Origin of the sequence: Acinetobacter sp. 'aerobic (ED)', from assembly GCF_904886855.1 — a bacterium.
Lineage (GTDB): Bacteria > Pseudomonadota > Gammaproteobacteria > Pseudomonadales > Moraxellaceae > Acinetobacter > Acinetobacter courvalinii.
This window is the reverse complement of record NZ_CAJHGI010000011.1, coordinates 12,838-35,598: the sequence shown is the minus strand read 5'-3', so window position 1 is coordinate 35,598 and position 22,761 is coordinate 12,838. Positions and strand designations below refer to the sequence as shown.

At 44.9% G+C, this 22,761-nt stretch carries 22 protein-coding genes and 1 riboswitch; of the genes, 10 read left to right on the top strand and 12 right to left on the bottom strand.

The features are described from left to right. Positions 1-23 precede the first annotated feature (23 nt). Positions 24-659: a response regulator gene (locus JO943_RS17435; RefSeq protein ID WP_004773961.1), complete on the bottom strand. Its 636-nt coding sequence runs from the start codon at positions 657-659 to the stop codon at positions 24-26. A gap of 210 nt (positions 660-869) precedes the next feature. Between JO943_RS17435 and pbpG the strand changes: the two genes are divergently transcribed. Beyond that, positions 870-1,934: a D-alanyl-D-alanine endopeptidase PBP7/8 gene (pbpG, locus tag JO943_RS17430; RefSeq protein ID WP_126687697.1), complete on the top strand. Its 1,065-nt coding sequence runs from the start codon at positions 870-872 to the stop codon at positions 1,932-1,934. 126 nt (positions 1,935-2,060) lie between these two features. On the opposite strand, the gene thrC is transcribed toward pbpG, so the two are convergent. The 4 genes from thrC to xerD all read right to left on the bottom strand — a co-directional run bounded on the left by thrC (position 2,061) and on the right by xerD (position 6,599). Further along, a complete protein-coding gene (thrC, locus tag JO943_RS17425; protein ID WP_004656353.1) occupies positions 2,061-3,200 on the bottom strand; it encodes a threonine synthase in 1,140 nt (379 codons plus the stop codon). 107 nt (positions 3,201-3,307) lie between these two features. Then, entirely contained in the window at positions 3,308-4,609 is a 1,302-nt protein-coding gene (locus JO943_RS17420) for a homoserine dehydrogenase (protein WP_004773963.1), read from the bottom strand. Positions 4,610-4,738: 129 nt separating this feature from the next. Then, complete coding sequence (locus tag JO943_RS17415; RefSeq protein ID WP_202741406.1) at positions 4,739-5,554, bottom strand: DsbC family protein; 816 nt, start codon at positions 5,552-5,554, stop codon at positions 4,739-4,741. A gap of 124 nt (positions 5,555-5,678) precedes the next feature. Next, positions 5,679-6,599: a site-specific tyrosine recombinase XerD gene (gene xerD / locus JO943_RS17410; protein ID WP_005281030.1), complete on the bottom strand. Its 921-nt coding sequence runs from the start codon at positions 6,597-6,599 to the stop codon at positions 5,679-5,681. 149 nt (positions 6,600-6,748) lie between these two features. On the opposite strand from xerD, the gene JO943_RS17405 reads away from it, so the two are divergent. The 6 genes from JO943_RS17405 (at position 6,749) to ftsW (ending at position 12,145) form a co-directional block, all read left to right on the top strand. Continuing rightward, complete coding sequence (locus JO943_RS17405) at positions 6,749-7,009, top strand: FeoA family protein (protein ID WP_005226344.1); 261 nt, start codon at positions 6,749-6,751, stop codon at positions 7,007-7,009. After that, the gene (gene feoB, locus JO943_RS17400) at positions 7,006-8,859 is read left to right on the top strand and encodes a ferrous iron transporter B (RefSeq protein ID WP_202741405.1); all 1,854 of its coding nucleotides are present in this window, start codon (positions 7,006-7,008) and stop codon (positions 8,857-8,859) included. Before JO943_RS17405 ends, feoB begins: the two co-directional genes overlap by 4 nt. Before the next feature lie 12 nt (positions 8,860-8,871). Then, complete coding sequence (locus JO943_RS17395; RefSeq protein WP_202741404.1) at positions 8,872-9,123, top strand: DUF6587 family protein; 252 nt, start codon at positions 8,872-8,874, stop codon at positions 9,121-9,123. Positions 9,124-9,176: 53 nt separating this feature from the next. Beyond that, entirely contained in the window at positions 9,177-9,467 is a 291-nt protein-coding gene (locus JO943_RS17390; RefSeq protein ID WP_202741403.1) for a hypothetical protein, read from the top strand. A gap of 114 nt (positions 9,468-9,581) precedes the next feature. Further along, complete coding sequence (gene murD / locus JO943_RS17385; protein WP_202741402.1) at positions 9,582-10,934, top strand: UDP-N-acetylmuramoyl-L-alanine--D-glutamate ligase; 1,353 nt, start codon at positions 9,582-9,584, stop codon at positions 10,932-10,934. 17 nt (positions 10,935-10,951) lie between these two features. Beyond that, positions 10,952-12,145 (top strand): putative lipid II flippase FtsW, encoded by a 1,194-nt coding sequence (gene ftsW, locus JO943_RS17380; protein ID WP_005226348.1) that lies wholly within the window; start codon positions 10,952-10,954, stop codon positions 12,143-12,145. 52 nt (positions 12,146-12,197) lie between these two features. Here the strand turns inward: ftsW and gluQRS are convergent, their stop codons facing one another. The 5 genes from gluQRS to thiC form a co-directional block, all read right to left on the bottom strand. Continuing rightward, positions 12,198-13,130 carry a tRNA glutamyl-Q(34) synthetase GluQRS gene (gluQRS, locus tag JO943_RS17375; protein WP_202741401.1) on the bottom strand — a complete coding sequence of 311 codons (933 nt, stop codon included), beginning with the start codon at positions 13,128-13,130 and terminating at the stop codon, positions 12,198-12,200. A gap of 3 nt (positions 13,131-13,133) precedes the next feature. Continuing rightward, a complete protein-coding gene (gene dksA / locus JO943_RS17370; RefSeq protein WP_005226351.1) occupies positions 13,134-13,664 on the bottom strand; it encodes an RNA polymerase-binding protein DksA in 531 nt (176 codons plus the stop codon). A gap of 290 nt (positions 13,665-13,954) precedes the next feature. Further along, positions 13,955-14,770, bottom strand: coding sequence for a 3',5'-cyclic-AMP phosphodiesterase (cpdA, locus tag JO943_RS17365; protein WP_005226353.1), 816 nt, complete (start codon positions 14,768-14,770; stop codon positions 13,955-13,957). 23 nt (positions 14,771-14,793) lie between these two features. Then, a complete protein-coding gene (locus JO943_RS17360) occupies positions 14,794-15,405 on the bottom strand; it encodes an NUDIX domain-containing protein (RefSeq protein WP_005281016.1) in 612 nt (203 codons plus the stop codon). A gap of 75 nt (positions 15,406-15,480) precedes the next feature. Beyond that, a complete protein-coding gene (gene thiC, locus JO943_RS17355) occupies positions 15,481-17,376 on the bottom strand; it encodes a phosphomethylpyrimidine synthase ThiC (protein WP_199950296.1) in 1,896 nt (631 codons plus the stop codon). Between the two features lie 84 nt (positions 17,377-17,460). Further along, positions 17,461-17,581: riboswitch (TPP riboswitch) on the bottom strand. 414 nt (positions 17,582-17,995) lie between these two features. Between thiC and phoU the strand changes: the two genes are divergently transcribed. Beyond that, positions 17,996-18,718 carry a phosphate signaling complex protein PhoU gene (gene phoU / locus JO943_RS17350; protein WP_004773981.1) on the top strand — a complete coding sequence of 241 codons (723 nt, stop codon included), beginning with the start codon at positions 17,996-17,998 and terminating at the stop codon, positions 18,716-18,718. 294 nt (positions 18,719-19,012) lie between these two features. Here phoU and JO943_RS17345 read toward each other — a convergent pair whose 3' ends face one another. After that, complete coding sequence (locus tag JO943_RS17345; protein WP_005226361.1) at positions 19,013-19,285, bottom strand: oxidative damage protection protein; 273 nt, start codon at positions 19,283-19,285, stop codon at positions 19,013-19,015. Between the two features lie 49 nt (positions 19,286-19,334). Further along, entirely contained in the window at positions 19,335-20,765 is a 1,431-nt protein-coding gene (gene argH, locus JO943_RS17340) for an argininosuccinate lyase (RefSeq protein WP_202741400.1), read from the bottom strand. Between argH and JO943_RS17335 the strand changes: the two genes are divergently transcribed. Continuing rightward, the gene (locus JO943_RS17335; RefSeq protein WP_202741399.1) at positions 20,756-21,901 is read left to right on the top strand and encodes a sensor histidine kinase; all 1,146 of its coding nucleotides are present in this window, start codon (positions 20,756-20,758) and stop codon (positions 21,899-21,901) included. The genes argH and JO943_RS17335 overlap by 10 nt on opposite strands. 59 nt (positions 21,902-21,960) lie before the next feature. After that, the gene (locus tag JO943_RS17330) at positions 21,961-22,701 is read left to right on the top strand and encodes a LytR/AlgR family response regulator transcription factor (protein WP_004773988.1); all 741 of its coding nucleotides are present in this window, start codon (positions 21,961-21,963) and stop codon (positions 22,699-22,701) included. The last annotated feature ends 60 nt before the right edge of the window (positions 22,702-22,761 follow it).

Here is a 22,761-nt window from a genome sequence, read left to right as displayed (position 1 = left end):
CGTTGACTATTATTGTAAGTATTTTAAGGTTTAATCAGTCCATAGCGTATCGCAAGATGTGTCAGTTTGACATCACTATCAATCGCCAGTTTTTCAAAAATACGGTAGCGATAAGTATTTACCGTCTTGACGCTGACAAATAATTTATCTGCAATTTCCTGTGCACTGATACAGTTCACCACCATCATCGCGACCTGCATTTCACGTTCTGATAAAGCATCAAAAGGAGACTGCTGGGTGTCAGAAAGGTAAGAACTCGCCAGTTGCTCGGCAATATCTGCACTGAAATACTTGCCGCCTTGCATGACTTTATTGATCGCACGGACCATCTCAGAGATTGGCGCACCTTTGGTGATATAGCCTTTGGCACCTGCTTTGAGTAAAAGGGATGGGTAGGGCTCTTCCGCCAGACCGCTGACAGCAATGACCTTGGTTTCAGGTGCACTCTGTAGTAAACGTCGCGTTGTCTCAACTCCACCAATGCCAGGCATATTCACGTCTAGCAATACCACTTGGGGATGTTTCTGGCGAACCAGCGCAATCGCTTCTTCTCCAGATTCAGCCTGTCCGATCACCTCGACATCGGGGTGGTCTTCGAGCATACGGCAAATCCCGGTGCGCACGAGTTCATGATCATCAACAACGAGAACAGTGATCAAGAAGACCTCCTTTTTTCAAAAACACTGGTTTTTTGTTACATAAAGCAAAATTAGCTTGCAATGAAACGACAAAATTAGCAATCCTATTCTTCGTTTTTAGAGAATAGTTGTACACAATTGTGTCTACAAAAGCTTTACCCGATTTGTTCAAATGTAAGGCATAATGGTGGTAAGCGCAAATGTGCAGCGTCCTGAGTTGAGTATTGTGTCGTGAAAAATTCTAAAAAATCTATCATGCATGTTCTAAGCATGTCTATCTTGTTGGCGTGGAGTTCAACAAGTTTTGCTGAACTGGTTGTGAATAACAATCCAGCTTCTTCGCGTGCGAGTGGTTCAGCAACCTTAAACTGGTCAGCAAGTGATGCGAGCCAGTTAATGGAAGATGATGAACCCTTAGAGATTGGTCCTCAAGGTTCAACCTCTGTGACCACAACATTACGTAACGGTGGTTCAGCTTCAATTTCATCCTCAAGCGCTCCGCAGCAATCGACACAGATTCGCGATACGTTTGGCTATAGCAGCCAGCCGTCAGTGAATGCACGTGCTGCGCTGGTCATGGATGCACAAACAGGTGAGGTGCTGTACAGCAAAAACAGTAACATGTCGGTTCCGATTGCTTCAATTACCAAATTGATGACTGCGGTGGTGACTGCTGATGCGCGCTTAAACATGTCGGAAGAGATTACTCTTGAGTCGATTGATTTCGCAGGTGCAGGCGGTAAAAACTCAAGCTCAACCTTACGTGCTGGCGATAAGATGAACCGCGCTGAAGCATTGTTGTTTGCCTTGATGAAGTCTGAAAATCCAGCGGCGGCGGCATTGGCGCGTACTTATCCAGGTGGTCGTCCTGCATTTATTGCAGCGATGAACGCCAAAGCGAGGCAATTGGGCATGACTTCGACACGTTATGCTGAGTCAACCGGGCTTGATCCGCATAATGTCTCTTCTGCACGTGATTTAGGCATTCTGGTAAGTACCGCTTCGCAATACGGTCTTATCCGCCAATTCTCAACCACACCAACCTATGACTTCAACCTTGGCTACCGTGTACTCAAGTCGAACAATACCAATGCTTTAGTTCGTAATGGTGGCTGGAACATTAACCTGTCAAAAACGGGTTATATCAATGAAGCAGGTCGTTGTGTGGTGATGCATACGACGGTGAACTCACGTCCTGCTGTGGTCGTGTTATTGGGTGCACCAAGTTCACAAGCACGCAATAGCGATGCAACCAATTTATTAACTTGGTTAAGCAGTTTACCAAAACGTGTTTAATGTCGGTTGATGTAAAAACGCTTCATCAGGAAGCGTTTTTTATTGCCGCTAGAAATGACTGATTTTAAGTGAACGCATAAAAAAACCAGTTGCGGACAACTGGTTTTTTTATTTCAGACTTGATACTTACATATTTGAAAGAATAGAGTCTTTAACCTGATCCATGGTTGCATCGATGGACAACATCACAGCATCAGCACATTGCTTGATTGCCGTATCTGGATCTTTTAAGCCATTGCCTGTCACGGTACATACGATCACAGAACCTTCAGCAATTTTACCTGCCTTGATGTCACGGATTGCACCACCAATTGAAGCGGCAGAAGCAGGTTCTACAAATACACCTTCGTACATTGAAAGTAAACGTTGCGCTTCCAGGATTTCGCTGTCCTGAAGTTCATCGAACCAGCCTTTAGAGTCACGTACCACTGCTTTGGCATGATTCCAGCTTTGTGGATTACCGATACGGATTGCAGTTGCAACTGTTTCAGGGTTTTCAACAGGTGCACCACGTAAGAAAGGTGCTGCGCCAGAAGCCTGGTAACCCACCATGGTTGGCAGACCTTCTGGTTTAGGACCTGTGAACTGATCTGTCGCAGCGTCATAAATCACTTGCTCGAACTGATCCGCAGGTTGGTTAGCAACAGCTTCGGTATAACCCATCCAGTGTGCGGTGATGTTCCCCGCGTTACCGACAGGCAAGCAGTGATAATCAGGTGCACGACCCAATGCTTCCACGATTTCATAAGCAATGGTTTTTTGACCTTGCAAACGATACGGATTGATCGAGTTGACAATTGTTACAGGTGCCTGATCAGCCACTTCTTTGACCAAACGCATACCATCATCGAAGTTACCACGGATTTGCATGGTGATTGCACCGTACATCATTGCCTGCGCCATTTTACCCATAGCAATTTTGCCTTCCGGGATCAACACGAATGCTTTAATGCCTGCACGCGCTGCATAAGCTGCCGCTGCTGCTGAAGTATTACCGGTAGAGGCACAGATAATCGCTTTAGAGCCTTCTTCAACTGCTTTGGTCACCGCCATGGTCATACCACGATCTTTAAATGAACCGGTTGGGTTCAGACCTTCGTATTTCACATAAATTTCGACGTTTTTGCCAATAATACGTGGAATGTTCTCGAGTTTAATCAGTGGAGTATTACCTTCACCTAAAGAAATTGCGCGTGTAGTTGCAGACACAGGTAAACGGTCACGATAACGATCTACAAGACCAGTATAACGATTGGCATTCGACATGATGGTGTTCCAATATAAGGTAGAGAAAAAATCCCGCTCAACAGGCTCCCTTTCAAAAGAGAGCAGTTCCATTCTTGAGTGAAGAAGGGTGAGGGGATTTAAACTGATTAACTATCGAGCGATTCTAAACGAATTCTCACGATTTCGCCACGAATTGCAGGTAATGCTTGAATTTGGGCAAGCGCTTCGTCCATTTTAGATTCAACGATCGGATCGGTTAAAATCACGATTGGAATCAGGTCTTTTAAGCGCGATTGCTGCATGATGGCATCAATACTGATACCAGCACGGCTCAGAATGGTCGTCACATCTGCCAATACACCGGTTTGGTCTTCAGCATTGAGGCGAATGTAATAACCTGTGGTCATTTCTTCACGGCTGAGGATTGGCACATTGGTGAGTGCTTCAAAGGCCAACTGAGGAATTGTTCCAGCGCCATCTTCGGTATACGAAATATCACGCACGATATCAATCACGTCTGCAACCACAGCAGAGGCAGTTGGACCTGCACCTGCACCAGCCCCGTAATATAAAGTCGGGCCAACGGCATTGGCTTGCACCAGTACGGCATTTTTCACGCCATTGACATTGGCAATCAACTCTTCCGCAGGGATCAGGGTTGGATGCACACGTAGCTCAATGCCTTTGTCGGCACGGCGTGCAATACCCAAGTGCTTGATACGGAAACCAAGTTCTTCGGCATATTTTACGTCCTGAGCGGTGATTTTGCTGATGCCTTCGGTATAGACCTTATTGAACTGTAACGGGATACCAAATGCACATGAAGCTAAAATGGTGAGTTTGTGTGCAGCATCAATGCCTTCAACATCAAAGGTTGGATCTGCCTCAGCATAACCAAGTTCTTGCGCTTCTTTTAACACATCTTCAAAAGCACGACCTTTTTCACGCATTTCAGTCAGAATGAAGTTGCCTGTACCATTGATGATTCCTGCAAGCCATTCGATATGGTTGGCTGCAAGACCTTCACGGATGACTTTAATGATTGGAATCCCGCCTGCAACTGCTGCTTCATAAGCAATTTGCACTGCATTGTCTTCTGCTGCCTTAAATAGCTCATTGCCATGTTCAGCCAGTAATGCTTTATTGGCTGTCACCACCTGTTTGCCATGTTTAATGGCTTCCATGATGACTTCATACGCAGGATGAATGCCACCCATGACTTCGACCACCACATCAACATCAGGTTGACGTACGATCTCCATCAAGTCATCGCTTTGTTTAATTCCTTCGAGTTGTAAATCTGGACGTGGACGGCGTGTGCCTACGTGTGTAATTTGAATTTCTCGACCGGTACGGCGTTTAATTTCCGCAGCATTTTCTTGTAGTAATTTAAGGGCTCCACCACCTACAGTACCAAGACCGAGTATCGCCAGACGAACTGGTTTCACGTCACACTCCATTATATTCAATCATTTTAATGAAGCTTGATCATAGCTAAAAAAATGCGGAGACACTAGGGCTAAGATCATCTTTCATCTGTCGCCCGGGTCTTTGTTATTTTGAAAGGAATGTTTACCTTATTTGTTTAAGCGTTGAACAATTTCTTCAGGGGTCATGTAACCACCTAAATATTCTCCTTCAACGTTATAAATCGCTGGTGTGCCATTTACGCCCATGTTCAGACCCAGTTGGTATTGATCACGAACGGGGTTCTTACATTCTGCAGCAGTCACAGGTTGACCTTGAGTTGCCTGCTCAAATGCAGCCTTACGATCTTTGCTACACCAGATGGCCTGCATGGTTGGCATGAATTGTTCGCCACGTGGCCATGCGATATAACGCACTTCAATACCTTTGGCATTAATTTCAGCCAGGTGTTCATGCAATTTATGGCAATACGGGCAGCTTGAATCGGTGAATACATAAATCACTTGTTTGGCTTTACCGCCTTGTGCCGGATAAACGATCAAGTCTTCAGTCTTGAGGGAAGCCAAATGCTTTTTATTTTCGGTGGCCTGTAATGCATCACTGACATTGTGCAGTTGCTTGTCACCTAAACGCACCACATCACCCTGAATAATGTATTGGCCATCAGCGGTGGCATAGACCGAACCCATTCCTTCCAGACTCACCCAGTACAGGTTGGGTACTTCAGTTTTCTTGACGGCAAGAATTTTGGCATTGATGCTGGCTGTCTTGAAATGTTTTTCTAATGTAGAGACTAAACGCTGCTGTGCATTACGTTCATTTAAGGTTGAAGCTTCACCTGTCGCAGGTGCACTTGCCGTGAGTGCATCTTGTTTTTGTGCTGAATTTTCTTTTGAGCAAGCACTGACGAATAATGTTGATGCTAATGTACAAGCAATTACAAGCTGAGACCGAGTAAACAACATATAGAACCTTTTTGTACGTTTTAAGGGCTTTAGCATACCAAAAAAAAACAATCACTTCGTTAAATCTTGCTGATGCTGTGTGAACAAAACCAAGTTTAAGACCTATTCAGGACAGACGGTGGTTTTAACCGCGTGGGTGGTATTTGCCATGTAACTCTTGCATACGATGTTGGGCGACATGGGTATAAATTTGCGTGGTGGAAAGATCGCTATGCCCCAATAACATCTGTACCACGCGCAGGTCTGCGCCATGATTGAGTAAATGGGTGGCGAAGGCATGGCGTAAGGTATGCGGTGATAACTCGGCCTGAATATTGGCCTGCAAGGCATAACGTTTAATCGCGTACCAGAAATTCTGACGACTCATGATGCCGCCGTGCTGGGTCAGAAATAAATAATCCGTGCTGCTTTTATACAGTTGCGGGCGTGATTCCAGCAAATATTTTTCAATCCAGTCACAGGCAAATTGCCCCAAAGGCACCAGACGCTCTTTATTGCCTTTACCAGTAATCCGTAAGTAGCCCTGTTTTAAATTGATCAGTTCAAGTTTCAGGTTGAGTAATTCTGATACGCGCAATCCACAGGCATACAGTACTTCGAACATGGCACGGTCGCGTAGGCCTAGTGCAGTGCTGGTATCAGGTGCATTGATCAATGCTTCAACATCTTGTTCAGACAAATCTTTGGGCAAAGCCCGGCCAATTTTAGGAGAATGATGTGTGGCAACGGGATTGTCGTCCCTGAGTTTTTGTTCGCGTAAAAATTTATAAAATTGTCTTAAGGCAGAAAGGCAGCGGGCAATTGAACGGGGACTTTTTCCAGCCTTGGTCAGCGCAATCAGCACATCTGCAATATCGTCACTCGACCATTCGGGTAGGGTGGCAGTTCGATGCAATTCACTACATTGGATCAGGTCCGATAAATACGCATTACGGGTATGCGGACTCACCGTTTGAGCGACTAAATAATCACGAAAACCCTGTAAAAATCCGAGATGTTCCGGAATATTAACGGCGGCTGGAATACGTGGTTTTTTATTTAACATAATGGACTGGCTGAACCTTCTTGTCTGCACTGTAAAAGAAAAATGAATTGTTGTCGAACTGTCAAAAGGGTAAATGCCATTGAGATTGTTTTTGGTAATTATTCTCATTTGCTTGTATACTATAATAAAGAGCGTAAAGGGTTAGAGCGGTGCGATTGTCAGCATTAAAAGTCAAGCAGATAGCGGTGATCACGAAAGTGGATCGCTTGGTCGATGAGACACAACAGCCAGATTTAGTTGCGGTTCGTTTAGAAAGTTTAGGCTTTGTGCCTGGTACACAAGTGCAAGTGATTACCAAAGGTATTTTTGGTGGTGATCCGATTCTAATCCAGCTCGGTTTTACGCGTTTTGCGTTACGAAAGGCGGAAGCTGATAAAATTGAAATTCAACTTGAAGGAGCACCTGCATGAGTGATGCGTTACGTGTTGCCCTTGTGGGAAATCCAAACTGCGGTAAGACATCTTTATTTAACCATTTAACTGGAACGCGCCAAAAAGTTGCCAACTATGCGGGCGTGACGGTTGAACGTAAAGTTGGACATTTTCAGCTTCCTTCTGGAAAGTCCGTGCGTGTGCTGGATTTACCTGGGACTTATAGTTTACAAGCCACCAGTCCAGATGAAGAAATTACCCGTGACGTCTGTCAGGGCAAAATCGCTGAAGAAGGCCAGCAAGATGCCTTCCTGTGCGTGGTCGATGCCACAAACTTGAAGCTGCATCTGGGTCTCGTGCTGGAAGTGATTGAGCTGGGCCGTCCGATTCTGGTTGTATTGAACATGATGGATGAAGCACGCCGTCGTGGTATCCAGATCAATACCCAGAAACTTTCACAGCGTTTAGGTGTACCAGTTGTTGAAACCGTGGCGGTGCGTAACGCTGGTATCGAAAACCTGTTACATGCCTTAGATCAAGAAAAATATTCTGTTCCACAGACTGAATTAAGTGGCTTGACCGGGACTCACCATCAGAAAATCGATATGATTTTCAAAGATGTGGTGAACTTTGTTGATCAGGAAGACAAGCGTACCGATTTCCTCGACAAAATTTTCTTACATCCGGTTCTCGGCTTACTTAGCCTTGCAATCATGATGTTTATTGTCTTTCAGGCCGTGTTTGCCTGGGCGGCGCCGTTTATGGATGGTATTGAAGAATTCTTTGCCTGGTTCGGTGAAGCATTAGGCGAGCATATCTCTCAGCCTTTGCTACATAGTTTGGTGGTTGACGGGATTATCGCGGGTGCGGGTAGTGTGGTGGTGTTCTTGCCACAAATCTTGATTCTATTCTTCTTTATTTTAGTGTTGGAAGAATCGGGTTATTTACCGCGTGCCGCCTTCTTGCTGGATAAATTGATGTTTAAAGCAGGCCTAAGTGGTCGTGCCTTTATTCCATTGCTGTCAAGCTTTGCCTGTGCGGTGCCTGGCATCATGGCCACCCGTAGTATCAGTGATCCACGTGATCGCTTTACCACGATCATGGTTGCACCACTAATGACCTGTTCGGCACGTTTACCGGTCTATGCCTTATTGATTGCTGCCTTTATTCCAAGTCAAACGGTATGGGGCATTTTCAACCTGCAAGGTCTGGTGTTATTTGGCCTGTACATGTCGGGTATTGTCAGTGCGCTCTGTGTGGCAATCGTGATGAAATTTTTGCAGAAAGATAAATCACAGCATGCATTGTTACTGGAACTGCCAAGCTACCGTATTCCGGATATGAGAAGTGTTGGGATTGGCTTGCTGGATCGCGGTAAGATCTTCTTAAAACGTGTTGGTGGCATTATCTTTGCCTTGTCGATTTTACTTTGGTTCTTATGTACTTTCCCGCAAGCGCCAGAAGGGGCGACTTTACCCGATATTGATTATAGTTTTGCAGGGATGTTAGGGCACTTGCTGCAGCCGATTTTTGCACCTGTTGGCTTTAACTGGCAGATCGTGATTGCCTTGATCCCGGCCATGGCAGCACGTGAAGTCGTGGTTGCGGCTTTAGGCACGGTATATGCCTTATCGGGCGCGGATGATGAAGCTATTGCGCAGGGGCTGTCGCATCTGATTAGTGCGGACGGTACGGGCTGGTCATTGGCCACAGGCTTGTCGTTATTGGTGTGGTTTATTTATGCCCCCCATTGTTTGGCGACCTTGGCAACAGTACGCCGTGAAACAGGTTCATGGAAACATGTATCGATAATGACGGCCTACCTGTTTGGTCTGGCCTATTTAATGTCTTTCTTCACTTACCAGATTGCATCACGCATTTGGGGGTAAAAGGAGTAGCTTATGTTTGAGTACTTGATTGTTGCTGTATTGGTGCTGTGGAGTGCTGTTGTAGTCTTTAAGAAGGTATTCCCTCAAACAGCGGGTTCAGTATTTTTAGCCCTATCCAATCAATGCCAGCGTTTGGGTTGGCAGCGTTTGGCCGCATGGTTAAAACCTAAAATGGTGGCGGGTTGTGGTGGAAGCTGTGGTTGTTCAACCGATGAGGCTGAAAGCAAAAAAACAGAATCCGTGCAAACTGTGAAATGGCGTTGATAAAACTCAAAATGCCCATCTTAAGATGGGCATTTTTTTTGGAAACAAGAAAAATGAATCAGACTCAGATTAATAAAAACCAAGCATTAAGCTCTAAACATAAATTGATTTTATTGATCTTTATCCTCGTGATGACCTGCCTTTATCTTTTTGCTTTGTTTAAAGGTCTGAATATTTATAAAGAAACTCTCTCCTGGCTTATTTCATGTTTAATCTTGATTTACCTATGGCTAAGACCAGAATTCATTGATCTTAAAATCAAAGCTTATGCATTTAAATCTGTAGATTGGCTAGGGGCCGTAATCTTGGCTTTATTGGGGATTGGCTTTTTTATACCTGCTTAAGCTTTTACGCACTGACACAAAAAAGATTGAATAAAACCAAAACTGAAAAAGCATTTAAAACAGTAAAGTGCTAACATTTTTGCCATTCTGTGATCTGCGAAAAATGGGGCAAAAATGTTAATACAGCGCGGTGGATTAAAAGTTGTAGCTGGCTTGGGAATTTCCGGTGTATCCGCGGTTAATTTTTTACACGAACAGGGCTACCAGGTTGCAGTCACAGACTCACGCGCAACCCCGCCAGGACATGACCAGATTCCAGCAGGTGTGCGAACCAGCTTTGGTCAACTGGATACGGATCTTTTATTACAAGCAGAAGAAATTATTCTGAGTCCGGGGCTGGCACCGCAACTTCCAGAAATTCAGCAAGCAATGGAAAAAGGCATTGCAGTGGTGGGGGATATTCAGTTATTACGCCGTGCTACAGATGTGCCGATTGTTGCGATTACAGGATCAAATGCGAAAAGTACTGTCACCACCTTAATCGGATTGATGGCAGCAGATGCAGGCAAGAAAGTTGCTGTCGGTGGAAATCTGGGCCGCCCTGCATTGGATTTACTTAAAGATCAACCTGAATTAATCATCTTGGAGCTATCGAGCTTCCAGCTTGAAACCACATCACACCTGAATGCAGAAGTGGCTGTGGTGTTGAATATGAGCGAAGACCATCTCGACCGTCATGGCGATATGCTGGGTTATCACAAGGCTAAACATCGCATTTTCCAAGGCGTGAAAAAAGTGGTGTATAACCGTGATGATAATCTGAGTCGTCCTTTGGTGCCTGATGTGACCCCGATGCAGAGCTTTGGTCTGAATGCACCTGATTTGAATCAATATGGGGTGTTACGTGATGCTGATGGCAGCATGTGGCTGGCCCGTGGCAGAGAACGTTTGCTGAAAACCTCTGAGATGTACATTCAAGGCATGCATAACGTTGCCAATGCGTTGGCCTGTTTGGCGCTGGGAGAGGCGATCGGTTTACCGATGGCTTCGATGTTAGAAAGCTTAAAGCATTTTAAAGGTCTGGAACATCGTTGTGAGTACGTTCAAAGCATTGATGGTGTACGTTATTACAGTGATTCGAAAGGCACCAATGTCGGTGCGACCCTTGCTGCGATTGATGGTCTGGGTGCAGCCATTGAAGTAAAAAATGGCAAACTGGCATTGATTTTGGGTGGTCAAGGTAAAGGCCAGGACTTCAAGCCGTTACGCGATGCCATTCAAAAATACGTCAAGACTGCGATTCTGATTGGTGAAGATGCAGCAGTGATAGAACAGGCAATTCAAGGTACAACCGTGATTCAGCATGCTGCCAGTCTGAAAGAGGCAGTGGCAATGGCACAAAAAGCGACTCAGGCAGAAGATGTAGTATTACTTTCACCGGCTTGTGCCAGCTTTGATATGTTTAAAAGCTATAATGATCGCGGACATCAATTCGTGGCATGTGTGCATGCCTTGAATGAAAAATAAGACCTAGGAACAGAACTATGGCTGACTTGGCCCAAAATACGGTACAGAAGATTTCGCAATTGCTTAATCGTTTACCTAAGCTACCTGCAGAAATGACAGCACGCAATATCTTGATCTTTTGTGTGATTTCGTTGCTATGTTTCGGTTCGATCATGGTCGCATCGGCGTCGATGCCCTATGCGGAATATATCCATGAGAGTCCTTTTTACTTTCTCATTCGTCACGGCATTTCGATTGTGGTCGCTGCGGTGGTGGCATTTTTAACCTATCGGGTTTCTTTGAATCTGTGGTTTCAGAATGCCTTTCCTTTGTGGCTCATTACCATCGTTCTGCTCTTGGCGGTACTGGTGGTGGGTTCAGAAGTGAACGGTGCGCATCGCTGGATCAAGATTGGCGGCTTTACCTTGCAGCCAACCGAGATTGCCAAGATTGTCATGGCGATTTTCACCGCGGATTATGTGGTACGCCGTGCCAAGGAAGTGCGAACGCATTGGAAAGGGCTATTGCGTTTAAGTGGTGTAATGGCTTTAACAGTAGGCTTTATCGTCGCTGAGCCTGACTTGGGTGCAACCGTCGTAATTGTCTTGATGATGGTTGGCGTGTTCTTCTTGGCAGGTGCACCAGCGACTCAGTTCCTGATCATGTTGGGTGCGATCTTTGCGGGTGTCAGTGCGCTGATTATCTTCGAGCCATTCCGCTTCCAGCGCCTGATTTCCTTTACCAACCCTTGGGCAGATCCATTGGGTGTTGGTTATCAGCTCTCGAATGCCTTGATGGCCTTTGGTCGTGGTGAGTGGTTTGGTACCGGCTTGGGGCATAGTGTGCAGAAGCTGTCTTATTTACCTGAAGCGCATACCGACTTTATGTTGGCAGTATTAGGCGAAGAATTCGGTTTCTTTGGTGTGTCTGTGGTGATGATCCTGTCATTTACCATGCTGGCGTGCTGTATCCGTATCGGTCATCGTGCCTTGCAGCACAATTATCTGCGTGCGGGCTATCTGGCTTATGGCATCAGTATCATCTTCCTGATGCAGATTCTGGTCAATGCCGGGATGAACATGGGTCTCATGCCAACCAAAGGTCTGACCTTACCTTTCATTAGTTACGGTGGTACCTCGTTGATGATGTGTGCGGCAATGATTAGCTTAATTCTGAAAATTGATGCATCAACGCAAGAGCTGAACCCTGTGAAAGAAGAGTCGAATTTTTAGCATATTCAAACCAATAAAAAGCCCTGTCATGACACAGGGCTTTTTTTATGACTTATAAATAAGTGCCACTTAAATGAATGCCTTTGGGGATCAACTCAACATCCCATTGTTGTACTGCCTGTTGTAGCATGATACGTGGCTGATCAAGTTCAACCGAAGCTTGCCCCAAAGCTAAAATTGCCTGTTGCAGAAGTTCGGGTGCCTTGCTGATATCGAGGGCTTGGGCCAGATTCTGTTTAGACAGTTTTTGCCCTTGATCATTCATCGCCAGCGGCAGGTGCATATAATTTAGGGTGGGATAATTTAATAACGATCCTAGCCAGATTTGTCGGGCAGTATTATCGAGTAAGTCTGCACCGCGAACCACATGGGTAATGCCTTGTCGATCATCATCGACCACCACCGCCAGTTGATAGCTGATAATGCCATCACGACGCTTCAAGACAAAATCGCCTAACTCATTTTGCAAGTTAGAACATTGCTGGCCTTGTAAGCGGTCCTGAAAGCAAATCAGTTGATCCGCGACTTTTAAACGAATCGCCTGATGGGCAAAATCCAGATTCAGATTGCGACAGGTACCTGCATAGATATGATTGGAGCCCAGCATTTTGCGTGTGCATTGGCAAGCGTAAATGGCTTGTGATTGCTTGAGTTGTTCAAGCACCTGCTCATAAAGATCTAAACGGTCTTTCTGGAAAATAATCTCGGCATCCGGTTCAAACTGGAAGGCATCGATACAGGAGAGGATGTGTGTTTCGCTATGGGGATAAATGCGGGGAATGTCAGTATCTTCAATACGGACTAGCCATTTGCCATGATTGGCTTTGGCATCACAATAACTGGCCACTGCAGTGAGCAGCGAGCCAAAATGCAATGGGCCGGTTGGCGATGGCGCAAACCGACCCACGTAGCGACAGCAATCTGGTTGCTGTTGGAAGCATTCTGGCGAAACAGCAGCTTGCTGTTCCGCAGTATGTTCAAGCATGGTTTAACCGTTGTTTTGCTTTTCTTTGATTTCAGCCAAAGTTTTGCAATCGATACATAAAGTCGCAGTTGGGCGAGCTTCTAGACGACGTAAGCCAATTTCGATACCACAGGTTTCGCAGAAGCCATAGTCTTCGTTTTGAATCGCTTCAATCGACTGTTCAATTTTACGAATGAGTTTGCGTTCACGGTCACGTGTACGTAGTTCAATCGCAAATTCTTCTTCTTGCGTTGCCCGGTCATTGACATCAGGAAGAGCACTTGATTCGTCTTGCATGGTATTCAAGGTACGATCAACTTCAGACATTAACTCAGCTTTCCATGCATTTAAAATTTGGCGGAAATGCACAAGTTGTCCTTCAGACATGTATTCTTCATTTTTCTTCGGCTGATACGGCGCAATACCAAATAAGCTCGCGGTTGTACCACCTTCTGAAGCTTTCGGTTTGGTTTTACGTACGCGCTTCACCGCTTTCTGATCGTCGATCACTTCGGTCTGTTCGTCCAAGACTTGATTTTGGTTGTCATTCGCCATATAGGGCATTCCTCATCTTACACGTACTATCTATACGCAAAAAATATGGTGATATGCAAGTGTTTTTATAGAAACCTACGATGGTTTTTTCCATCAAGGGTCGACATCATATAGAGTTTTTGGACAAGATGGTAGTCATTCCCGTCCAGATTTTGTGTGAATTCGTCAATGTAATTTGTAATCAAAAGTTTTAGGAACTGCTGCTATTTCAACCATGCATGGTGTTATCGGCTAAAACGCCATAAACAAGGTATGAAATGCAGACAAAAGCGATTCCCTTGGCCCATTACCTAATCATATCCCAAAACTTCAGAACTACTCATGCGCTGCGAAGTGGGTAGCCGATAGACTTGTGTTTCCAGTTCTCCATTGGCTTTCAGGCGGATTAAACGGTAGCCTGGGTGTTCCTCATCCAGCGCGAATTTTTCGCTTTTGGGTCTGAACTGAATACAGGTCGATGGGGTGGACAAGAACTCAACGCCTTGCCAGGTATTGACTGAATCCTGATGCACATGCCCGCAGATAATCGCCTTGACATTGGAAAACGGCTTGATGGTATCGAGCAGATCAGATGAGTTTTTTAACTTATGCTGATCGATCCAGGCGGACTGCATGGCAAAAGGGTGGTGGTGACAGGCAATAATCACATGACGATCATGTAATTGAGTCAATAATCGGGTTAAGTGCTGTAACTGGATATCGCTAATTTTGCCATCAATACGCTCAGGTTGGGCGCTATTCAATAAGATCACGCTCCATTGGCCTAACTCGACCACGGTCGGTTGGGTTGGATCTTGCTCATGAAAGGGGAAATGCGTGACATCATCATGATTACCGGGAGTATGAAAAAAAGGAATCCCCAAGCTTTGCATGTGTTGTACATAGCGTTTATAGGTTAAAGGTGTCGGCGACTGGGCCAGATCACCGGTATGGATGATCAGATCGATATGCGGATGCTGCTGGCGCATCAAGTCGATGACCGCATGAAAACTTTGCTCGGGTTGCATGCCGACAAATTCGAGGTGGGGATACTCTAATAAATGTGTATCGGTAATCTGTATCATCACAAAATCTTGCTGTGATAATGATGAGACCTGGAAAGTCACCGTCGTTAGCCCCTTCAGATTTCTTATCTTTGTTGTATATGCTGAGCCAGCCACTGTAATGCCATGATCACAGGTGCATTTCTCAACCGCCCGTTTTGAAATAATGCTTCTAGCTGGGAATAATCAAACAGATGCAGTTGAATATTTTCACCTTCATCTGGCATCCCAAAAACGCCCCCATGTTCTGGAAGCTGAACCTCTGCCACATATAAATGAAAAAATTCAGAGCAGGCCCCAGCAGAAGGGTAGAAGCTAAATAAATGTTTTAATTCAGTGATCTCGCACCCAGACTCTTCCAGGCTTTCACGGCGGATACAACTTTCTGGAGATTCGTCTCCATCCAGCACACCAGCAATAATTTCAAGTTGCCAAGCTGAAACCGGATCATTGACGGCCCCGACACGAAACTGTTCAATCAGTGCAAAGCGTTGTTGCTGATCGCTATAGAGCAAAACGCCAGCGGCTTCAGGACGATGAACCAGTTCACGTTGAATGAGAGGCGAGAAATCTTTCCGGTGAAATAACCGGTGTTTTAAGCTCACTTTCTCAACTTGAATGAACCCTCGAAACAATGTTTGTCGAGATTCTATCGTAACGTCGGTGGCTGAATAGCTGGCGTGGTCAAGAATAGTCATCTTCAATCAGGATGAGATTGTACATATCTCATCCTAACCGAGAATGATTCGCAGGAAAATCTTTTTTTAGTCGATTTACACTTTGTGGTACAATTTTTGACCATGTTCCTGATAAGCGGTTTTCATGGCATTGAGACCTGCTTCAACTTCTGTTTCAGCATCATTTGACTGCTTGGCATTGTGTTGATTTTGCGCATAATCTCGCACATTTTGGGTGATTTTCATGGAACAGAATTTTGGACCGCACATCGAGCAGAAGTGCGCTGATTTATGCGCTTCTTTTGGCAGTGTTTCATCATGCATACTGCGTGCGGTATCCGGGTCCAGGCTTAAATTGAACTGATCATCCCAACGGAACTCAAAACGCGCTTTTGATAAGGCATTATCACGAACCTGAGCGCCTGGATGGCCTTTGGCCAGATCTGCCGCATGAGCGGCAATCTTATAGGTGATGATGCCATCTTTAACATCTTTCTTGTTCGGTAAGCCCAAGTGTTCTTTTGGCGTCACATAGCACAGCATTGCCGTTCCATACCAGCCAATCATCGCTGCACCAATTGCAGAGGTAATATGATCATAGCCCGGTGCGATATCGGTGGTGAGTGGTCCAAGCGTATAGAATGGCGCTTCTTTACAGACCTCAAGCTGGAGGTCCATATTTTCCTTGATCATGTGCATTGGCACATGTCCCGGACCTTCAATTATCACCTGTACATCATGCTCCCACGCGCGATGGGTTAGTTCACCCAGGGTTTTCAGCTCGCTAAATTGTGCTTCATCATTGGCATCCTGTACGCAACCCGGGCGCAGACCATCACCTAAGCTGAATGACACGTCATAGGCTTTCATGATTTCGCAAATTTCATCGAAATGTGTATATAAGAAATTTTCTTCATGATGCGCCAGGCACCATTGCGCCATGATGGATCCCCCACGAGACACGATCCCAGTGAGGCGATTTGCTGTCATCGGGACATAACGTAACAATACACCTGCATGAATGGTGAAATAGTCTACCCCTTGTTCGGCTTGTTCAATCAGGGTGTCTTTAAAGATTTCCCAGGTTAAATCCTCAGCCACACCATCGACTTTTTCCAGGGCTTGATAGATCGGTACCGTACCGATAGGTACTGGTGAATTACGGATAATCCACTCACGGGTTTCATGGATATTCTTACCAGTCGATAAGTCCATGATGGTGTCGGCACCCCAACGGGTAGCCCACGTCATTTTCGCCACTTCTTCATCAATCGATGAGCCGAGCGCGGAGTTGCCAATATTGGCATTGATTTTCACCAAGAAGTTACGTCCGATAATCATCGGTTCACATTCAGGATGATTGATATTGGCCGGGATAATCGCGCGCCCCGCTGCGACTTCCTGACGTACAAACTCAGGCGTAATCTCTTTTAAATTTTGCGCACCAAAGTTTTGTCCGGCATGCTGACGCATATCGACGCCTTCACGCTGGCGCTGATTTTCACGAATCGCAATATATTCCATTTCAGGGGTAATGATTCCCTGTTTGGCATAATGCATTTGCGTGACATTTTTCCCTGCTTGGGCACGACGTGGGTTTTGAATATGGGCAAAGCGGATATCGGCAGTACGGATGTCTTTGAGACGGGCCTGCCCAAACTCTGAGCTCAGGCCTGAAAGGATGTCGGTATCCTGACGTTCATCAATCCACGCTTGGCGAACCAGTGGCAAACCTTTATTTAAATCGATTTGTACATTGGGGTCGGTATACACGCCAGAGGTGTCATAGACCATCACAGGTGGGTTGTGTTCACCGCCTAAACCTGTCGGTGTTTCGGTTAGGCTGATTTCACGGAAAGGCACCTGGATGTCTGGGCGAGACCCTTGGACATACACCTTTCTTGAAGCAGGCAGAATACGGGTTAAATCTTTAGCGTCTTGCTCATGTTGAGCAGAAATATCAGCAGGGGAAAGATTCGTTAACTGGTTCATGGCATGATCCTTATGTATGGCATTAACGAATCAAGCACGACCAAAAACAATGGCGGATTTATCTCTATGATAAATAAAGGCTAAGTTTTTGCTGGGCTTGATTCCTACGCAGGTGTTAACCTGATCAGGTTCAACGGTACTTGTCTTTAAATTCTGTGATTAAGACAATCTCAGCAGTTTGTTAACTGCGCTCCGTCAAGCGAAATTGGGGTCTGTTATCATTTTATATATGATTGCGACAGTGGATCTTTTTTTGGCGGTACAAGGCATGACTTGTGAAACTTAGTTATTCTAAATAAACAAGACATAACACAGTAACGTCAAAAAAGCTCCCTGTCCCGCAGGGTTGTGGCGAAAATTCCCTCATACATCGTTATGAAACTTGGTAAGGGTGTGGCCATTACCTGCATTTCATGCCTCGTCTGATGAAATTTTTGCCTACAACGCAATTCAGCTATAAAGTGCTAACAGACCCCTAGCCTAACAGATTTAAAAATTTTTGTTGTATCAATTCACACCAATTTACAATGCCTAAATCCATGCTATTGTCATAAAACTTTCATCATTTCTATGTTCTAATCACCAATCATTTTTTCCATGTGTCTAGTGGAGGCATACTGTGAGTCCAAGCAATCCTGTGTTAAGTCATCATATTTCTTCACAATTTAATGAAGACTTGCAAGATGTGCATACCAAGTTTATGACCATGGGTGGATTGGTGGAGCAACAAGTTGCCAACTCAATTCATGCTTTATTAGATACAGATGCGAATTTAGCCATTGATGTGCAATTCAAAGACAATGCGGTGAATCAGTTTGAGCGTGATATTGATGAAGGTTTAACCCTGATTCTTGCTCGCCGTCATCCTGCAGCGATCGACTTGCGTATGGTGATTGCCATGAGCAAGGCCAATACCGATTTAGAACGTATTGGTGATGAAGCAGCAAAGATTGCCCGTATTGCACAAAACTTGTGTGAAGAAGGTGAGTCACCACGTGGTTATATGGAAACACGGCATATTGGTAATCAGGTACGTGTCATGATTCATGACGCGCTGGATGCATTTGCCCGTTTAGATGTGGAGCAGGCCTTGAAAGTGGTGATGGCCGATGTCGACATTGACCGTGAATATCAGTCCGCGACACGTACTTTAATGACTTATATGATTGAAGATCCGCGTCATATTTCACGTGTTATTAACGTGATGTGGGTATTGCGTTCATTAGAGCGTATTGGCGATCATGCACGTAATATTTCGGAACAAGTGATTTATATGGCGAAAGGTATGGATGTGCGTCATACCAGCATTGAAGAAATCGAGCAGAAAGTCCATCAGAAATAAATGTAAAAATACAATAACTTTAAGCCGTCCAATCATGGGCGGTTTTTCATTTTCAGGATATATAGATAAAAAAATCCCAGACTTCGGGGGAAAAGTCTGGGAGAGAAATATCATGCGTTACGTGAGATATCAACGTATCTCTTTGTCTTTCTGAATACAACTATAAGCGCAGGCGTCTGAGGTGTCATGTAGACAACTGTGTATACTCTGTAAGGCTTTATTACTTATGTAGATGTCACGTAAAAAGAGAGCTAAAAACAGCTCTCTTTTTATCGCAGAATCAGGCAAAATGACTTACTTTTGCTCAGTCCAACCCTCTGCTTTTTCTACACTTTCATCATTGTTGAAGAACTTCTCACGTTGTTCTTCCAGAAACTTCTTCGCATCCGGTTCAAACACATTCAGACGTTTTTCATTAATCAGCGTGGTCTGGTGTTTTAACCATTCCTGCCATGCCTGCTTTGAAACGGTTTCAAACAATTCCTGACCTTTTGCACCCGGAAACGGTGCGAAGTCCAAGCCTTCAAGCTCTTGTTTATATTTGCGGCAAAATACTTGTCTAGTCATTATGGCATCCAGTGAAAGTCCCTCTTTGTAAAAGAGGGATATAGGGAGATTAATATAACTGTTCTAGGCGAGTGTGCGCACGCGCAATCGCAGCTTCAACCTGTTTCGGCGAAGTTCCACCAATATGGTCACGGGCATTCACAGAAGCTTCTAAAGTCAATGCCTTATCAAATACATCTGCGGTGATCAAATCAGAGAATTGTTGTAACTGTTGCAGCGTCAATTCTGATAAATCTTTTTCTTCTGCGACACCTAAAGCCACCGCTTTACCGACAATTTCATGGGCATCACGGAATGCTACGCCTTTTTTCACTAGGTAGTCAGCAAGATCGGTTGCGGTAGAGAAGCCACGAAGTGCTGCTTCGCGCATAATTTCGATATTTGGAACAAGCGCTGGAACCATGTCTGCGAAAGCCATGAGTGAACCGCGCACGGTATCAATCGCATCAAATAGTGGTTCTTTATCTTCTTGGTTGTCTTTGTTATATGCCAATGGTTGACCTTTCATCAGGGTCAACAGGCTGATCAAGTCACCAAAGACACGACCTGATTTACCACGTACCAGTTCAGGCACATCTGGATTCTTCTTCTGCGGCATGATGGAAGAGCCTGTGCAGAAGCGGTCAGGAATATTCACAAACTTGAATTGTGCTGAAGTCCATAAAATCAGTTCTTCTGACATACGTGACAAGTGCATCATGATTAATGATGCCGCCGCATTAAATTCAATGGCAAAGTCACGATCAGAAACCGCATCTAAAGAGTTTTCTGAAACTGCTTCGAAACCTAAGAGTTCAGCCGTATAAGCACGGTCAATCGGGTAGGTGGTCCCTGCCAATGCCGCAGAACCGAGAGGCATGCGGTTGACGCGTTTACGACAGTCTTGCAGACGTTCGGTATCACGCACCAACATTTCAAACCAGGCCAGTAAATGATGACCAAAGGTCACTGGCTGTGCGGTTTGCAGATGGGTAAAGCCCGGCATAATCGTATTGGTGTTTTTGCTTGCCAGGCTGAGCAGGCCTTTTTGCAAACGAAGTAACAAGCCCAAGATATCATCGATTTCATCACGTAAATAGAGACGGATGTCAGTTGCAACCTGATCATTACGGCTACGGCCTGTATGGAGTTTTTTACCGGTAATGCCGATACGTTGAGTCAAACGAGACTCAATATTCATGTGCACATCTTCTAAATCAATACGCCATTCAAAGTTACCCGCTTCAATTTCAGCTTTAATGGTGTTTAAACCTTGAATAATGTCGTCACGTTCAGCTTCAGTCAGCACACCTACTTTCGCAAGCATGGTGGCATGCGCAATTGAACCGGCGATATCTTGTTTATAAAAACGTTGGTCAAATTGCACAGATGCGGTAAATTCTGCAACAAAAGCATCAGTTGCTTCAGAGAAGCGACCGCCCCACATTCCAGAGGTTTGATTCGGGCTGGCTGAAGAAGAGGATTGAGAAGATGTGGTCATGGCGGCTCAGTAAAATAAAAAAGAGTATAGCAAATCCAAACGCAGTTGCCGAAACTCGACGTAAGAAGTTATCGCAAACTCGTCAGGGGGGAAATCCATCAGGCTCCTATTTTTTTACGAAAATCGGGCAATGGCAACACTTATTGGAATTAATTGTTGCCAGTAATGTGCTGGCCATGGTGCTGGCGCTGGCTGAGGCTCGGTCATGGCAGGCTTTAGAGGGCATTCGTGTCCTGCAATATATGTTTTTTATTAACTGGGTAATTTTATCTTTTTCGGCACTGGTGGATTATTTTCAGGTTTTTTTTGCCAAATTTAGCCAGAAAGTCGCTCTGGTATTGGGCTTTATTCTCTTACAACTGATTGTGCTGTTGACTACCTGTGTTGTAAATATCCTGCAATATTGGGCCACACGTTCGGGGCCATTCTCGGAAGAGATTCTATTGCATGGGACCAGCCTGCACCTCGGTTATGGGGTGTTACTGGGCGCGTTCTGTATGCGCTATCTCTATATGCGCGAACAATGGATGAATCAGCAATATAGTGAATTGAATGCCCGTATTCAGGCCATGCAGGCACGAATTCATCCACATTTTTTATTTAACAGTCTGAATAGTGTGGTGAGCCTGATTGCGATTGATCCTGACAAGGCCGAGAATATGCTGATTAATTTATCCCGCTTATTCAGGGCCAGTTTTCAGGAACTGAAGCTGGTGAGTCTGGCGGAGGAAATTGACTTATGTCAGCACTATTTAAGTATTGAAAAGATGCGTTTGGGCGAGCGTTTGAATGTAGAATGGAACATACAGGCCACAGCTGTTGAATTAAAACGGACAACGATTCCGTTATTAACGTTGCAACCTTTGCTGGAGAATAGTATTTTTCATGGGGTAGAAAAAGTTTTGCAAGCTTCGACCATCAGCGTATTGGTTGAAATATTGCAAAATCAAGTCACTATAGTCATTACTAACCCTTATTCTCACGATACAATAAAATCGAGAAAAGGAAATGGTATTGCGATTGAAAATGTGAAGCAGCGCCTGAAAGCTTATTATGGGCAATCGGTCAAGTTTCAGATTTACGGGGGAACGTCGTTGTATACGACGGTGGTGAATTACCACGATCAAGTAAAATAATAAGTCGAGTTAACCATAAAAATGATGGATATGAAGTTAACGCTGACAAGGAGAATAGGATGAGAGTTCTGATTGCTGATGATGAGCCTCTTGCTGTAGAGCGTTTGTCACGTTTGGTCACTCAAATGGGACATGAAGTCATTGCGACAGCGCATCATGGACAGGATGTGTTAAATCATATTGAAAATGACTCACCTGATGTCGTTTTACTGGATATTCAAATGCCCGGGATGAATGGTCTGGAGTGTGCCGAACAGCTCAGCCAGCTTAATCCTCGTCCGGCCATTATTTTCTGTACAGCATACGATCAACATGCATTGGAAGCATTTAAATTTCAAGCACAAGGCTATTTACTTAAACCTGTTGCACAACAAGATCTACAGCAGGTGTTTAATCATTTAACCCAACTTACACAAGCACAAATGACTGGCTTACAACAACAAGATGACATGTACGATACCAAAACCCAACGCCAACAGATTGCTGCGAAGACTTATCGCGGGGTAGAGCTGATTCCCTTGGAAAATGTCTATTATTTTTTAGCGGATCAAAAATATGTCACGGTTCGCCATAAAAATGGCAGCGTACTGATTGATGAAACACTGAAAGATCTGGAACTGGAGTTTGCCGACCGTTTTATCCGTATTCATCGTAATGCACTGGTGTCTTTAGACTATCTTGAAGGTTTAGAACTGGTCGCAGCAGGCCAATATCAGGTGCGCTTGCGTGAGCTGGATGAGCGTTTATCGGTGAGCCGCCGTCATTTGCCAAGTTTAAGAGAGTGTATGCATCAATTGTAAATGCGGCTTTTCAGCTGAATCAATGCTCACTTTATGATTTTTTACTTGCAATTTCGGGTG